The sequence below is a fragment of the Fusibacter paucivorans genome, assembly GCF_018390735.1.
Taxonomy (GTDB): domain Bacteria; phylum Bacillota; class Clostridia; order Peptostreptococcales; family Acidaminobacteraceae; genus Fusibacter; species Fusibacter paucivorans.
Window position 1 is genome coordinate 85,782 of the sequence record NZ_JAHBCL010000012.1, and the last position, 15,403, is coordinate 101,184.

Consider the following 15,403-nt stretch of genomic DNA (forward strand, 5'->3'; position numbering starts at 1 on the left):
CCAATGTGCCAGCTATCTTAAATTAAGAGTGATTTAAACTGATTCATAATGCCTTCAACACGACTGGCATCTTTAATCACTAGAAATATTGTATCATCGCCCGCAATAGAACCCACAATATCCTTAATATTTAAGGCGTCAATTGAAACTGCAGCAGCATTGGCCGACCCCACCAGTGTCTTAATGACAATAATATTGCCTGCATAATCAAGCGAGATCACAGAATTGCGATAAATTTTTAAGAATCGATCATTAACGGCACCTTCTTTTTCACGAATCGCTGCATATTTATACCGTCCTTCTTTCGTGAGAACCTTGATCAACCGCATCTCCTTGATATCTCTTGAAACCGTTGCTTGTGTCACTTGAAATCCCGCTGTTCTAAGTTGATTTGCAAGTTCATCTTGAGTCTCAATGTCCTTTGTTTCAATGATTTCAAGAATTTTTGATTGTCTTGAATACTTCATAAAGCCTCCCCTGTGTTTACATAATTGCTTAACGACATTATTATATTATAAATTTGATTCGAAGTAAAATATAGTGTAAAAAATCCTTTTCGGCAATACTCATCAATGAATATTCATCACACCATACAAGTACATTCACTAAATGATCAAAAGACTTTAACGCTTCGCAGTAAACAGCTCTCACCCACTCACCGCTTTACGATATACATGTTCTCCTGGGCATTACCAGAGCAACACGCCGATGACACCACCGCATACCAAATATACAACCGGGTGAAAAGAAGTCTTTTGATTGGCAACCCATACACCGATAAAGAGTATCCCAGCCTTGATATCAAATTGCGCCCATGGAATCGGTCCGGATGTACTATCAAAAAAAGCAACACGCGCTACTTGATACACTGCCATTCCAAGCAATCCAATAACGGATACTTTTAATCCGGCTAAAGTCAGCCGAACCGTTGGATGTTCATTAAAGTGCTGCAAGAATTTTGATACGAGAATCACGAGAAACGTCCCCGGTAATACGACTGCTACAGATGCGAGAACAGCACCAGAAAACAGAAATTTTTTAAAGCCGATGAAAGTAGCGAGGTTAATGGCAATCGGACCGGGCGTCGACTGGGAAATGGCAATGAGATCTGTAAAGTCCCTTACACTGAGCCAGCCGTTCGATGTGGCAAAATCCTGCAATAACGGTATCATTGCTAAACCGCCGCCATAAGTAATCGTACCAATTTTAACAAACGTCAATAGAAAGGTCACGAGATTCATACGCTACCTCTCTTTCTGCCATAAATGTTCATAACGATTGCCGCAATAATCAGCATCCCCACCGGTGACAGGATATCCGTAAAAACCAATATAAAGGACACCACAGCCATGAAGATATCAAAACGATTGTCAAGTGCTTTACCAGCCATACGTCTCAATGAATCAATTAGCAAGACCAATACGACAATCCGAACGCCTTGAAACGCCTTTTGCACCCAAATGGTTTGCTTCATTTGTTCAAAAATCATGGCAATAAATGTGATAATGACAATCGAAGGCGAAATAACGCCCAGTACACAGGCGAAAGCGCCTGGTATGCCGCCGAGTCTATAGCCAATGAAGGCCGCTGTATTGGAAGCGATAACACCTGGCAGCGACTGTGCCAAAGAATAACATTCCAATACCTCAGTCATATCCATAATCGCTTTTTCACCGGTTAATTCTTTTTCTAAAATTGGCAGCATCGCATAACCGCCGCCAATTGTCAGCAATCCAACTTTGAAGAAAATTGCCCACAGCCTTAGATATCTACCCAATTTCAACTCCTACTTCTCATACATTTTATGTTTTTTTGCATGACTGCCTAGTTGTCATACTATTCCGCCTCTGCAATGAGCGTCTGATGCGCTGATTCGACCAGCTTATTTAAATCCTTCAACAACGCTGGCGGTGCTTCCAATATTTTTCGTGCATAGGCGAGAAATTCGATATTCCCCTTTGGTCCTTTAATTGGAGAATACGTGATATCGGCTATCTGAAAATTGAGCGCTTCAGCAATTTCGACCACATGCTTCAGCACTTCAAGATGCACTTTTGAATCTCTCACAACACCGTTCTTTTTCACTTGTGCCCTACCGGCTTCAAACTGAGGCTTAATCAAGAACACGATTTCGCCGTTTGGTTTTAATAGCTCCCAAGCGACCGGCAAAACCAGCTTCAGCGAAATAAAAGAAACGTCAATACTGATAAAATCAAGCGGTTCACCCACTGTTTCAGCCTTTACATAACGAATATTTGTACGCTCCCAATTGGTAACACGCGGATCATTGCGTAATTTCCAGTCTAATTGCCCATAACCCACATCCACTGAAAAAACGTGACTGGCGCCATTTTGCAGCATGCAGTCAGTAAAGCCGCCTGTCGAAGCGCCTATATCCATACAGCGCTTTTCCTTAAGGTCAATCGCATAAGCGCGCATCGCCTTTTCCAGCTTCAATCCACCTCGGCTTACATATGGCAGCGCATTGCCTCTGATCTCAATTGCCGCCTCAATGTCGACGGCGGTACCGGGCTTATCAACGCGCTGTCCGTCCACATAGACGATTCCCGCCATAATGGTGCGCTTTGCCTTTTCGCGTGATTCGATCAACCCGCGCTCAACAATTAGGACATCAATGCGTTCTTTAGCCATTTTGAACCTCTCTTAAAAACTTGCAAATCTTTTCAGACGACAATCCCATTTCGTCCATAAGCGTATCGACATCCCCCTGTGTGACAAATTGATCTCGATAACCGAGATTATAAACTTCCGGCATTTGTTTGAAAGCTGCTGGATGATTCATGATCAGGCGATTGATCTGATCGCCAAACCCACCAATCACTGCATGATCTTCAATGGTGACAATGCGCGACGCCTGTGAAAGTTCAGTCAAGAGTTCAGCTTCGTGAAGTGGCTTAATGCGCGGCACATGGATGAGACCTATTTTTCCCGTTTCACATTTTTCGATAGCTTCAAGTGCAATGCCAGTCATTTTTCCAGTGCTGACGACAATCGTCTTGCGCCCTTTTAACATCCGTTCCGGCGTAAACGTCGGCGAATGCGTCGGCGGCATTTTTTCAGCAGTTCCCCTCGGATAGCGGATACTGATAGGACCATCCAGATCTTCCGCTGCATAGGCGAGCATCGCTTCCAACTCGCCTTGATCTTTTGGTGCAAAAATGCGCATATTGGGCAAATGTGACAAATAGGCGATATCAAAGACACCATGATGCGTTTCACCATCATTGCCGACGAGCCCCGCGCGATCTATACAAAAGACAACAGGATAATTTTGCAGACAGACATCGTGAAAGATCTGGTCGTAAGCACGCTGTAAAAAAGTACTATAGATTGCCACAAAAGGCTTCATCCCTTGACAGGCAAGTCCAGCCGACATGGTAACGGCATGCTGCTCCGCGATTCCGACATCGAAAATACGATCCGGATAAGCCGATTTGAACGAACAAAGACCGGTTCCGTCTATCATTGCAGCGGAAACGGCGACAATATCGCCGCGTGTTTTGGCCAGCGCTGTCAGTGTCTCACCAAAGACGGTCGCATAGTCATTTTTTCGCTTGACCGGTAAATCCACTTTCGGATCGAACTTACCAACGCCATGGTATTTATTAGGATTTTGTTCTGAAAAAGAATAGCCCTTGCCTTTTTGCGTCAAAACATGCAAAACAACAGGTCCTTTTATCTGTTTAACCATTTCAAGGTTTTTAATCAACTCGGTAATATTGTGCCCGTTAATTGGCCCAAAATACGTCAGGCCAATCTCTTCAAAAAACAAACCGCCATCGACGACAAAATACTTAAAAGAATCCTTTAGACGTCCAATGACATCAATCATGGATTCGCCGATGTTTGGAATTCTAGCCAATGTTGATTTTGTTTCATCTTTCAGCTTGTTATATGCTTCAGTTGCACGAAGTCTGCTAAGTGCCTGTGAAATACCGCCAACATTTTCAGAAATCGACATCTCATTGTCATTAAGAATTACTTTGACATTTGACTGACAATGACCAAGATAATTCAGTGCTTCAAGTGCCATGCCACCTGTCAGTGCACCGTCCCCTATAATCGGAACGACTTCATATTGCCGACGGTTTAAATCGCGCGCCAATGCCATACCGACGGCTGCGGAAATCGACGTACTGCTGTGACCGGCTTCAAAACAGTCGTGAATACTTTCCTTTCTTTTTAAAAAGCCGCTCATGCCTTCCCACTGGCGCAGCGTGCCAAAGCAGTCCTTCCGACCAGTGAGTATTTTATGCACATAGGCCTGATGGCCAACATCCCATATAAGCTTATCTTCGGGTGAATCAAAGACGTAGTGAAGTGCAATCGTCAATTCTACTGCGCCTAAATTCGAAGCGAGATGACCGCCTGTCTTAGATACATTTTCAATTAAGAATTGTCGAATATCAACAGCGAGCAGATTCAATTCATCAGCATTTAGCGCCTTTACTGCTTCTGGACTGTCAATTCGACTTAAAATATTATACATTACACGCTCCTTTTAAAAAGACCGATATATGTTTTTGGCTGTACTGCAAGATGCGCATAATAAAGGATACGCCCTGTAAAATCTACAACCTGTTTGGCATTACCAATGGCGATCTCTTTTCCCAACGCTTTGCCGCCAACTGTAAGTGCCGCGACGAGACCGCTGATTCCAATAGCGATCAGCGCTTGATACGTGTCGGGAATATTGTACTGATCAAAGAATGAAACGATAATGCCAATCGTCGTGCCGCTGATAATACCTGCTATATCCCCAATGACATCATTGCAAAAATTCGAAACCTTGGAGGCATTTTTAATCAGCATAATGGCATACTTCGCACTTTTTACGCGTGATGCTGCCATGGCGTGGAAGGGTTTTTCATCAGCCGCTGCAACGGAGATCCCGACGGCATCAAAAAAAATGCCAATCATTATAATCGTGAGCAGCATGGCAAACGCCGCAAAAATACTGACTTTTCTGAGCAGCGTTTCAGAAATAATACTAAAAATAACCGCCAGTAAAAACGTTAAGAAAAACGTTCGAATCACCCATCTGAAATTAAAACGTTGCTTTTTTTTCATCTTGACCTCATTGTTTCCAGCTTTTTGAAACGCTGTTAAACACAACGACTCAAAGCCTCTCATTCTAACGAAAAAAGCATCCTACGATGCTTATGAATTTAATATAATGGTTTAGAGGCAGTCAATCAGGTTAATTCTGCGGCTTAGGTCTAGTAGGGTTTCCCACGTTGCTGCTGACTCGTCGCCGAATCAGTGGTTTCCCATTAAAGCATCGTTTATAGTGTTTCCATCTATAAGACTAGACTACCACTTAGTCCACACTTCAATCCCTGAATGGCCATCTTGCGATACAGCCTAGGAGATTTCCTCAGCAGGCAAACTAATTCTTAGCCTCTTTTGCAGCACGGGTTTAGGTGCAATGGCGTCTAACTATTGGCCAACAGTTAGGCGCTAACAGTCGTCTACCCGTGCCACTCAAGGCAGGCTACGCTGCATGTCGGCTTTCGCCTACTTGCAGGTTTTACTATGTCTTGCGACAAGTCTCCACGGATTGAGGGTCGACCTCCACATGCCATTGTGAAACGCCCCCACATCCTTACTCCCAGCATCAACCCGAAACTGGGCGTTTCAAGCCAATACAAGGAACTTCATCGATGTGCCCTTTAGCGGATTTTTAGCCCCGCCTTCAGAATTAGAAGCTCCGACTAGGATACTGCGCCTCTAAGCCTTTCTTTGCAATAATACATTGCAATTATTTTTTCTGTAAACGCATTCAAATGCGCTGTGTCGTCTGTTCTAACTAAACAACTAAGTTGGCGATAATAACGCCTAGAATAGCCCCGACGACAACTTCTGTCGGCTTATGACCGACAAGCTCTTTCAAGCGTTGCTCCTGCAATTGTTTGTGCTCAAACAAGTCCTCAATGATATCATTCAAAAGTTTGGCCTGTTTGCCAACTGAACGTCTGACACCGGATGCATCATACATGACGATAAAAGCCATAATCAGCGAAAGTGCAAACATCGGTGTCTCCCATCCAACTGTGAGACCAATAGCAGTAGACGCAGCAACAATCGTCGAAGTATGAGAACTCGGCATACCGCCCGAGCCGTGAAATCTTTCAAATTTGAATTCCTTCTCAATGAGCAATGTAATCAATACTTTAACGGTTTGTGCGATCAACCAGGCAAGTACTGCTGCGTAGAGTACGATATTTTGCCTGATTCCTTCAATAAAATCCATGCTTCACCTTACTTTCGATTCCCAATGCTCCACTGATGCATACTGTGCGCTGTCAGCGATACCGTCTTTGCATCAGTGATCCCTAATCGTTAGAAATTTAATCGTTTCTTCAAAAAAACGCATGTGAATAGATAAGTTCGTAATCTCAGCCAAAATCTCATCGCGCAATTGCTCAATGCGATGCTGCGTTTCTGAAATACCAAGCAGCAGCGGATAGGTAACCTTATCATTTCGACTGTCTATATGCACTTCTTTACCCATTTTTTGTACATCACCAGTTAAGTCCAGCAAGTCGTCTACCACTTGAAAGAGTAAACCGACTTTGTGTCCAATGCGTTCAATTTTTTCAACTTCTTCTGCTTCGGCGCCGCCTATCAAGGCACCAGCGGTCATAGACGCCGTTAGCAATTTACCGGTTTTATAATGGTTAATATAATCCAAAGCCGCTACATCTGTTGTTTCGCATTGCATTTTTATATCAGCAACCTGTCCGAGAATCATACCTCGCGTTCCAGATGCTTTTAAAATGGTATGCATTGCCATTAATGCCCGCTCGCTATTGCGGCTGGTCATCGCAGCATGCGCCATCAACTCAGCCGCTGTATTCAAAAGACCATCGCCGGCGAGAACCGCCATGTCTTCACCATAAACCACATGATTGGTAGGTTTACCGCGCCTGAGTTTGTCATCGTCCATACACGGTAAGTCATCGTGGATAAGCGAATACGTATGAATCATCTCAATTGCCATTGCAAAGGGATAGGCGTCTTCATCTTTTCCGCCGTATGCCGTGCAAAACTCCAGAAGCAGCAATGGTCTAAGTCTTTTACCGCCCGCTTCTAAACTATATCGCATACAGGTGTCAATAAACGTCTCCATCGAAGATCCCGCATCAAAGTAAGCGGAAATATTCGCATCAAAAGCTTCTGGCGTATGGTGATAGTAATTCAAATATGACATCAGTTTTCTTCCTTTATCTCAAAAGGCTCTGTTTCAACTTCATTGATAATGAGATTGACTTTAGCCTCGGCATCTTCCAAGATGAGATTACATTCTCGATAGAGCGCAGTGCCCTTTTCAAATGCTTCGAGCATTTCGTCCAGCGTCAGTTTGCCACTTTCGAGCTGAGTCGAAATCGCTTGCAATTTTTCAAGCTTGGTTTCAAAACCTTCTTTCAATTTCGCCAAATTACTCACTCCTTTATTTTATACAAATCTAGGGTAAGTCACAATGCCCTACCTTGATTTTTATTCAAATTTTAATCCTTTGGCGGCAATGCCGCGGGACCGTTTTGGGCCACCGTCAAATCCTCTGTCACGCTTTCTAAATGATCGACAGTTGCGCTAATATTGCCGTCGTGGATTTTAACGACAATGCTGTCGCCAACATTCACATCAGCAATCGATTGTACGGCATGCTGCGCCGTTGTGACAACTGCGTACCCGCGATTAAGCGTCTGAAACGGACTCAGCGCATGCAGTTTCTGCCCAATGTGATCAAGACGTTCAAAGTCATGTTTTACCGTCCATTGCATTTGACTTGCCATTTGTTGTCTAATCCCCATGAGCATTTCTCGCTGATGTTCAATTTGCAGACGGTAGCGCCGTGCCATAGAGACAGGTGAAAGATTTTTTAGCCGCATGCTGTTGGTTTCTAATTGCATTTCAGCTGCATGCGCCATTTGCATCATAAGACGATTGAGCGCCATCTTGATTTCAACCTTTGATTTGATAACGACTTCAGCAGCAGCAGATGGTGTCGCAGTACGTAAATCAGCGACAAAATCGGCAATGGTAAAATCTATTTCATGCCCAATACCCGTGACTACCGGAATCTTTGACCGAAAAATAGCTTCCGCAACGGCGCGTTCATTAAAAGACCACAATTCTTCAATTGATCCACCACCTCTTGCCAAAATAATCAGTGCAATGTCATCACGTTTGTTAAAGTATTCAATGGCATCACAAAGCTCATCTTTCGAAAAAGCACCCTGTACGCGCACTGGATAGATGATGAGCTCACTCAATGGTGAACGCCGATTGTAAACGGCAATAATATCGCGTATAGCAGCACCGGTTGGCGAGGTCACAACGCCAATGCGCGCAGGATAGGCCGGAAGTGTTTTTTTATACTTCGCATCAAAATACCCCTCTGCGGCCAATTCCTTTTTTAATTTTTCAAAAGCCACATGCAAAGCCCCAAGTCCTTTTTTCTCCATGTCATAAACATAGAGCTGGTATCGCCCATCTCTTTCGTAGACGCTAATCTGACCTTTCACGGCTATCTTATCGCCGTTTTCCGGCGAAAAGGTAAGCGTCGCCACTTGATTGGCAAACATGACACAACTCATCTTGCTCTGATCGTCTTTCAGCGTAAAATAGTAATGACCGCTCCTGTGCTTCGTCAAATTGGAAATCTCTCCTTCTACGATCATTTGACGCAAAATCGGATCAGCCGCTAAAATACGTTTGATATATTGATTAACTTCTGTAACGGAAAACGACCTCATTTTCAGCAATTTGAAGCACCACCTCTCATCCAGCTCAGCGCTGCAACACCGTATGCATTGTCCCTAGAATATTTGGGTTTTGAGAAATAGAGGCTATGTAATTCAACAGATTGAAGCAATCTTTGACGAATAATAGCATTTGATGCTACGCCGCCGGACATTACTACTGGGAGTTTAGGCGGCAACTTGATAATCATCTCACCGAGTATTCGCGCCAACGTATTAAACAGAATGCGGCAGACATCTTCCTTGGACTGTGTCTCAATCAGGCCCAGCAATTTGTTTTCCAGACCAGATATGTTAAAACTCAAATCACCACGTCGTTTAATGCGAATGGCATAGTCCGAATCAGCCTTTTGTGCCAACAAATCCATTGCTTTACCGCATGGAAAATCAAGCCCAAGCAATACGCCTATGCGATCAATTAATTGTCCCATATTCAAATCAAGTGTTCCACCGACACGTTCTGTGGTTATCCGACCGTCATCAAAACGACACATGAGGATCTCCGTCGTACCGCCAGATAAATGAAATCCGTAAAACTGCTGAGGCAACTCACTAATGCCGCAGGTTTTAAGCGCCGCCATCAAATGCCCTTCCTGATGCGAAAAAAAATCAAGCGGTTTTCGAATCGTATGCGATAAATTTTGACAAAACAAAACACCAGCATTAAACACTGGCATATAAGAATCTTCCAAATATCTCGGCTGATTACTAACGGCAATGCGATCAATGTTTAAAGGATCAAATTTAGCCACCAGCCGTTCATATTGAACAGCGAGTTCGTGAACATGCTGAAAAAAAGCGTCGGACTGGCGCAAGCCTCGACCGCCACTTTTTACTTTCAGAAGTTGATTGCCTTCAAACAGCACCCTACCCTCATCGTCCAAGAGACACATGGACGTTGTATAGTTGCTGGTATCAACACCTAATATCATTTGACAACCTCATGTTTATCAGACGCATCATTTTCGACTTGTCTTTCTTCGTCAATAAAATGACTTAAAATACCATTGATAAATTTACCTGATTTATCATCGACAAATTTTTTGCCCATATTAATTGCCTCATTTATTGAGACTTTTGCCGGTATGGATGGAATCCAAAGGATTTCTGTAATGGCAACGCGAATAATGGCGAGATCAATTCGCCCAATGCGCTCCAGCTTCCAACCTTTCAGATAGCCCATAATCCGCTCATCAATCAGCGGCTGATTAATGACAAATAGTTCAACGAGTTCTCGTATATAAGTTTCATCACTGGCTTCTTCGTAATAATCTAAAAATCTCGAAACCTCTGAAGCTGATATACACTTGTGTATGTCCATCTGATACAGTATTTCCATCGCAATTTCACGACTTCTAACCCGATTCATATTGCCTCCTACATGAAAATGACTAACTTCCGCAGAAGTCAGTCTTTAACATCAAATCGCTATGCGTTCATCTTTGTATTAATGCCTTCAACGGAGACGTTAACCGCAACAACTTCAAGTCCTGTCATAGACTCAATAGCAAGCTTGACACTCTCTTGAACCTGCTTTGCAATTTCTTGAACTTTAAAGCCATAGTCGACGATAATACTAATATTAACCGTCACTTGCTGTTCAATCATTTCGACTTCGATGCCTTTATTAAAATTCTTTTTACCAATCATCTCCAGAACGTCATCCTGAAAAGTACCACTTAATGCTTTAATGCCTTTTATTTCAGATGCAGCAATGGTCGTGATGACGCCAATGACGTCGTCAGCAATGTTAACCTTGCCGTTGTGATATGCGTTTATCATTAAATTTTCGGCCAAAAGACCACCTCCAAAACTTGCTTTTATGTTTTCATTATAACAAAGAAGCCGCTTTGATACAATGCTATCGTTTAAAGGGTATTTGCGTTCAGATAAAAACCTCCTTGATCCAGTGGACCAAGGAGGTCATCCTATTCAGACTTTTCACAGTCGCAATCTTCATCTTCACAATCGCAATCGTCTGAGAATTCAATGATCAGCCCACAGTTCGGGCATTCCACTTCCTCGCCCTTGTCGATTATCTGTCCATCGACATACAGGGTTTCGCCACAATCCGGACACTCTACTTCTTCATACTCGTCCTCAAGATCAAACACGTCATCTTCCAGTTCTGAAAGATCTTCATCAATGGCTTCTACATACTCATCAAGTTCTAAGATGGCGTCGTTAAGTTCATCAAGTTCTTCATAAACCTCTTCGACTTCACCTGCAAATTCTTCAAGCACATCAATGATTTGCAATAGAAGCTTGCCTTCCTTAGTAGAGGAATCAATTTCCATCCCTTCGGCCAGGCCTTTTAGAAATGCTACTCTTTCATTCATATAGCTCATGTGTTTTCCCTCCTTTGTGGTTTTATCAATACCGTCTAAGCGGATTAATGTCACTTTTTTCTCAGTTGGGACTTGCAGCTGACGCTTTGGCAATAATGCCATCATTCATCAGATAGCTAGGCACGTGATAAATATTCACCTGTTCGCGTATCAATTTTAATTTTATCACCTTCGTTGACAAATTGCGGAACAATAACTTCTGCACCTGTTTCAACTTTTGCTTTTTTGGTAACATTTGTCGCAGTATCCCCTTTGACACCCGGTTCAGCTTCGACAACTTCTAGAATAACGAAATTTGGTGCTTCCACTTGGAAACAGTTGCCTTTGTAAAACTTGAGCGTTGCATTATCATTTTCTTTCATAAAAAGAATCGCATCTTCAACTTGTTCGATAGAAAGCGGAATTTGGTCATAAGTCTCATTATCCATAAAGTAGTATAAATCGCCTTCACTGTACAAGTACTGCATTTCTTTTGTTTCAATATGCGCTCTTGGGAATTTTTCAGATGGGTTAAAAGCTTGCTCTCTAATGGTTCCAGAAATTAAGCTCTTGTATTTCGTTCTGACAAATGCCGCACCCTTTCCTGGTTTTACGTGTTGGAAATCAATGACGACGAAGGGTTCTCCATCTATTTCAAATGTAACACCTTTTCGAAACTCACTTGCAGAAATCATGTTAATAACCTCCAAATATTTTGTTTTAATTATGAGGCGGCAAATCCGCCTTTGAGGGTTTTTTGGCGCTGATACAGCCATCAACGCCTCATACTGAATCGATAACGTCTCATATGATTTTATCAGAACTGAGAACATGTGGCAATCCTGTAATTCATACGAAATCGTCAAAAGTTGCACCTTATCGCAATGCTGCAATTTCCAGTCTGCGAATATAATCGGGATCATGTGAAAATTTGAGCATCGTATCCCTAGAAATCTCACCGTCCTGATATAAGCGGAACAAGCTGTGATCCATGTAGCGCATGCCGTCTTTTTGTCCAGATATCAGAACCGTTGGCAAATCATCCCAACGATTTTCATAGATATAAGATTTGACAGCGGCATTTGGTATAAGCAGCTCATAACTCAATATACGCTTCTCCTCACGAATATGCGGCACGAGCTTTTGAGATAAAATGCCCAGCAGCGAAGATGAAACCTTGTATTTGCGAGACGCCATGTGTTCAGGGCGCGCACCGCTGAAAAGCTTTTCAAGTGCCGTTCGCGTATTGACAGCATTCATGCCTGCAATAACGAGCTTTCCTGATTCCGCCGCCTGAAGTGCATAGTCTATGACCGTTTCATCACGAAGATTGGAAATAACAAGCACATCGGGATCATGATGAAAAGCACTGAGAACCCCCTCAGTCATCGTTCGACAGTCAACACCGACCTCTCTTTGAAGAATCGTGCTTGAGCTGTGCTGATAAAGATATTCAATTGGCGATTCGATCGTCATGATGTGATACGCATACTTTTGATTGATTTCATTGATCAGCGCCGCAATCGTCGTCGACTTACCCGAGCCCGAGGAGCCACTGACAATGAGCAGCCCACGGCCTCGATCCATTTGACGGATAAAGGCCTCCGGCAGCCCCAATGCTTCAAATGACGGTACTTCAAGCTTTAGCATTCGAATGGCAACACTGAGCGTTCCACGCTGCTTTACAATGTTGACGCGAAATCGTCCCAGATCAAACTTTGAATAGCTGAAGCTCACATCGCCACTTTCACTTAACTGCTGTCTAAAGTGCTCCGGCAGTATTTCGTCAACAAATGTTTGAATATCCAGATACGTACACACTTCAAATCCGGGAATCGGTCTTATTTTGCCATTGATTCGAACCGTCGGTTGAGCATTTGGCACAAGGTGTAAATCTGATGCACCCGCTTCCATCGCCAGGGTTAGTAATGCTTCATAGTCCATAGTATCACCTATATTTTACGATTGAGATAGCTGTCAAAATTAATGAGCTTTCGTTCATAGACTTTGTTCATATAGAGACTGTTCAACAGAAAATCAGCTGTAGAAATATTCGTCGCAATAGGAATGTTATAAAGCGTCGCAATACGCAGCAGCGCTTTGACATCGGGATCGTGCGGATGCAAACTAAGTGGATCCCAGAAAAAAATCATAAAATCAACGTCGCCTTCAACAATCTTACTGCCAATTTGCTGATCTCCGCCAAGCGGGCCGCTTTTTAAACCCTGCACAGGGAGTTTGGTCGCTTCGACGATTAGCTTTGCCGTTGTTCCCGTACCGTACAGAACATGTTGGCAAAGTTCACCATGATGCTCAGTACACCATTGAATCATATCGCTTTTCCGAGAATCATGCGCAATGAGTGCAATACGCTTTTTAATTTCGAGCCTTTGCGTTTCATATGCCATTCATACACCCCCCTTTTTCTTTTCCTGCATAACCGCCATGATCTTCGTTGTCATAATATCAATGGCAACGCGATTATAGCCGCCTTCCGGAATAATGATATCGGCAAATTTTTTTGTCGGTTCAATAAACTGATCGTGTGCCGGTTTAACCGTATTCAAATACTGGTCAATTACAGATTCAAGCGTTCGTCCGCGTTCGTTGATATCTCTGACAATACGTCTGATAATCCGAACGTCTGCATCGGTATCGACGAAGATCTTAATATCCATGAGTTCGCGCAGGCGCGCATCTTCTAAAATCATAATGCCTTCGAGAATAATAATATCACGTGGTACAAGGGTAATGGTCACCGTTTCACGGTTGTGCTTTGAAAAATTATAAATGGGCTTCTGAACCGTTTCATTTCTGCAAAGCGCCTTTACTTGCTCAATAAGCAATTCTGTGTCAAATGCAAGTGGATGATCGTAATTGGTTTTGACGCGTTCTTCAAACGTCAGATCACTTTGATCTTTATAGTAGGCATCTTGCTCAATAATCAGAATATTTTCTTCCGGGATTGCCTGAAAAATAGATTTTGCAACGGTGCTCTTACCTGACCCCGTTCCACCTGTTACACCAATGACGACGGGCTTACTCATTGGGTACCTCCTTGGGCTTTCTCAAAATATCCAGCGGCGCTACTGCAAAAGGCATCGGTATTTTCAATATTTGCTGTGCATGTGGTGCTCTATCGACAGCGGTACCGTCTTCATTATAGATAGCGTCAATCGTAAATGTCTTTTCAAAATAGTTTGGTCCCATGACCTCTACAAAATCACCAAGCTTAAAATGGTTTCGCTGTTCAACTGTTGCCATCTTCGTCTCTGGATTGTAATCAGTGACAATACCGATAAAATCATATTCTCGGATATAGGAACTGGAGCTGTAGAGCTGATCAAGCTGCGTTGGTTTATGATAATAAAAACCTTTTGTAAACTCCCTGTGAGAAGCTTTCCTGATATCTTCAAACCATTTAGGATTATATACGAAACCATCTGGGTCGCGATAATAGGTGTCAATCGCCTCACGATATGCTCTAATAATATTGGCGACATAGTAGACACTCTTCATTCTACCTTCAATTTTAAGACTGTCCAATCCTGAATGAATAAGTTCAGGAATATGTTCGATCATACAAAGATCTTTTGAGTTAAAGAAAAAAGTCCCTTCTTCTGTTTCTACAACCGGGTAATATTCATTTGGACGCGTTTGCTCCATCAAGTGATATTGCCAGCGGCAAGGTTGTGAACAAGCACCGCGATTGGCATCTCTGCCGTTTAGATAGTTGCTGAGTAAACAGCGACCTGAATAAGAAATACACATTGCACCATGGACGAAAGCTTCGAGGCTTAGCGTCTCAGGGGTATTTTCACGAATACCGGCGATTTCTTCAAATGAGAGTTCACGTGCGAGAATAACGCGCTTAACACCCTGCTGATGCCAAAAACGCGCACTCATATAATTGGTGTTATTCGCCTGCGTGCTTAAGTGAATTTCCATTTCCGGCATCAGTTCCCGAACGTACATAAGCGTTCCGGGGTCTGAGAGGATAACGGCATCCGGTTTTAGTTCTCGAACGACGTCAATATAGGCTTTAAGTTGTTCGATATCGTTATTGTGCGGAATAATATTTAATGTCAGATATACCTTGCGCCCTCTTTCGTGCGCATACGCAATCCCCGTTTTCATATCCTCGAAACTAAAGTTTTTTGCCGCCGCCCTAAGGCCAAAGATTTGACCGCCAATGTAAACGGCGTCAGCACCATAATGCAGTGCAAACTTCAGTTTCTCCAAATCACCTGCCGGTGCAAGCAATTCAATTTTATTCATGATCCGTTC

The 15,403-nt window shown here is 43.1% G+C and carries 19 protein-coding genes; all 19 read right to left on the reverse strand.

The window, feature by feature from the left end:
• Positions 1-17: 17 nt before the first annotated feature.
• The 19 genes from KHM83_RS08395 to KHM83_RS08485 all read right to left on the reverse strand — a co-directional run bounded on the left by KHM83_RS08395 (position 18) and on the right by KHM83_RS08485 (position 15,394).
• Positions 18-467 carry an arginine repressor gene (locus KHM83_RS08395; protein ID WP_213236553.1) on the reverse strand — a complete coding sequence of 150 codons (450 nt, stop codon included), beginning with the start codon at positions 465-467 and terminating at the stop codon, positions 18-20.
• A 222-nt stretch (positions 468-689) separates the two neighbouring features.
• Complete coding sequence (locus KHM83_RS08400) at positions 690-1,241, reverse strand: chromate transporter (protein ID WP_213236554.1); 552 nt, start codon at positions 1,239-1,241, stop codon at positions 690-692.
• Positions 1,238-1,777: a chromate transporter gene (locus KHM83_RS08405; RefSeq protein WP_213236555.1), complete on the reverse strand. Its 540-nt coding sequence runs from the start codon at positions 1,775-1,777 to the stop codon at positions 1,238-1,240. Before KHM83_RS08405 ends, KHM83_RS08400 begins: the two co-directional genes overlap by 4 nt.
• A 59-nt stretch (positions 1,778-1,836) precedes the next feature.
• Positions 1,837-2,652 (reverse strand): TlyA family RNA methyltransferase, encoded by an 816-nt coding sequence (locus KHM83_RS08410; RefSeq protein ID WP_213236556.1) that lies wholly within the window; start codon positions 2,650-2,652, stop codon positions 1,837-1,839.
• The gene (gene dxs / locus KHM83_RS08415; protein ID WP_213236557.1) at positions 2,645-4,510 is read right to left on the reverse strand and encodes a 1-deoxy-D-xylulose-5-phosphate synthase; all 1,866 of its coding nucleotides are present in this window, start codon (positions 4,508-4,510) and stop codon (positions 2,645-2,647) included. Before dxs ends, KHM83_RS08410 begins: the two co-directional genes overlap by 8 nt.
• Positions 4,510-5,091: a hypothetical protein gene (locus tag KHM83_RS08420; protein WP_213236558.1), complete on the reverse strand. Its 582-nt coding sequence runs from the start codon at positions 5,089-5,091 to the stop codon at positions 4,510-4,512. Before KHM83_RS08420 ends, dxs begins: the two co-directional genes overlap by 1 nt.
• 739 nt (positions 5,092-5,830) lie before the next feature.
• Positions 5,831-6,274 (reverse strand): divergent PAP2 family protein, encoded by a 444-nt coding sequence (locus KHM83_RS08425; RefSeq protein WP_213236559.1) that lies wholly within the window; start codon positions 6,272-6,274, stop codon positions 5,831-5,833.
• Between the two features lie 72 nt (positions 6,275-6,346).
• Positions 6,347-7,234: a polyprenyl synthetase family protein gene (locus KHM83_RS08430; protein ID WP_213236560.1), complete on the reverse strand. Its 888-nt coding sequence runs from the start codon at positions 7,232-7,234 to the stop codon at positions 6,347-6,349.
• Positions 7,234-7,461, reverse strand: coding sequence for an exodeoxyribonuclease VII small subunit (xseB, locus tag KHM83_RS08435; RefSeq protein ID WP_213236561.1), 228 nt, complete (start codon positions 7,459-7,461; stop codon positions 7,234-7,236). Before xseB ends, KHM83_RS08430 begins: the two co-directional genes overlap by 1 nt.
• A gap of 71 nt (positions 7,462-7,532) precedes the next feature.
• Positions 7,533-8,783, reverse strand: coding sequence for an exodeoxyribonuclease VII large subunit (gene xseA, locus KHM83_RS08440; protein WP_246542968.1), 1,251 nt, complete (start codon positions 8,781-8,783; stop codon positions 7,533-7,535).
• 2 nt (positions 8,784-8,785) lie between these two features.
• Positions 8,786-9,721, reverse strand: coding sequence for a tRNA (adenosine(37)-N6)-threonylcarbamoyltransferase complex transferase subunit TsaD (locus tag KHM83_RS08445; RefSeq protein WP_213236563.1), 936 nt, complete (start codon positions 9,719-9,721; stop codon positions 8,786-8,788).
• Positions 9,718-10,158, reverse strand: coding sequence for a transcription antitermination factor NusB (nusB, locus tag KHM83_RS08450; protein ID WP_213236564.1), 441 nt, complete (start codon positions 10,156-10,158; stop codon positions 9,718-9,720). The genes KHM83_RS08445 and nusB overlap by 4 nt, the downstream gene beginning before the upstream one ends.
• A gap of 59 nt (positions 10,159-10,217) precedes the next feature.
• The gene (locus tag KHM83_RS08455) at positions 10,218-10,586 is read right to left on the reverse strand and encodes an Asp23/Gls24 family envelope stress response protein (RefSeq protein ID WP_246542965.1); all 369 of its coding nucleotides are present in this window, start codon (positions 10,584-10,586) and stop codon (positions 10,218-10,220) included.
• A 131-nt stretch (positions 10,587-10,717) separates the two neighbouring features.
• The gene (locus KHM83_RS08460; RefSeq protein ID WP_343213132.1) at positions 10,718-11,230 is read right to left on the reverse strand and encodes a CD1247 N-terminal domain-containing protein; all 513 of its coding nucleotides are present in this window, start codon (positions 11,228-11,230) and stop codon (positions 10,718-10,720) included.
• Positions 11,231-11,253: 23 nt separating this feature from the next.
• Positions 11,254-11,811 carry an elongation factor P gene (efp, locus tag KHM83_RS08465; RefSeq protein WP_213236565.1) on the reverse strand — a complete coding sequence of 186 codons (558 nt, stop codon included), beginning with the start codon at positions 11,809-11,811 and terminating at the stop codon, positions 11,254-11,256.
• A gap of 181 nt (positions 11,812-11,992) precedes the next feature.
• Entirely contained in the window at positions 11,993-13,060 is a 1,068-nt protein-coding gene (locus KHM83_RS08470; protein WP_213236566.1) for a type IV pilus twitching motility protein PilT, read from the reverse strand.
• Between the two features lie 8 nt (positions 13,061-13,068).
• Positions 13,069-13,524: a methylglyoxal synthase gene (locus tag KHM83_RS08475; protein WP_213236567.1), complete on the reverse strand. Its 456-nt coding sequence runs from the start codon at positions 13,522-13,524 to the stop codon at positions 13,069-13,071.
• Entirely contained in the window at positions 13,525-14,163 is a 639-nt protein-coding gene (gene udk, locus KHM83_RS08480) for a uridine kinase (RefSeq protein ID WP_213236568.1), read from the reverse strand.
• Entirely contained in the window at positions 14,156-15,394 is a 1,239-nt protein-coding gene (locus tag KHM83_RS08485; protein WP_213236569.1) for a peptidase U32 family protein, read from the reverse strand. Before KHM83_RS08485 ends, udk begins: the two co-directional genes overlap by 8 nt.
• Between the last annotated feature and the right edge of the window lie 9 nt (positions 15,395-15,403).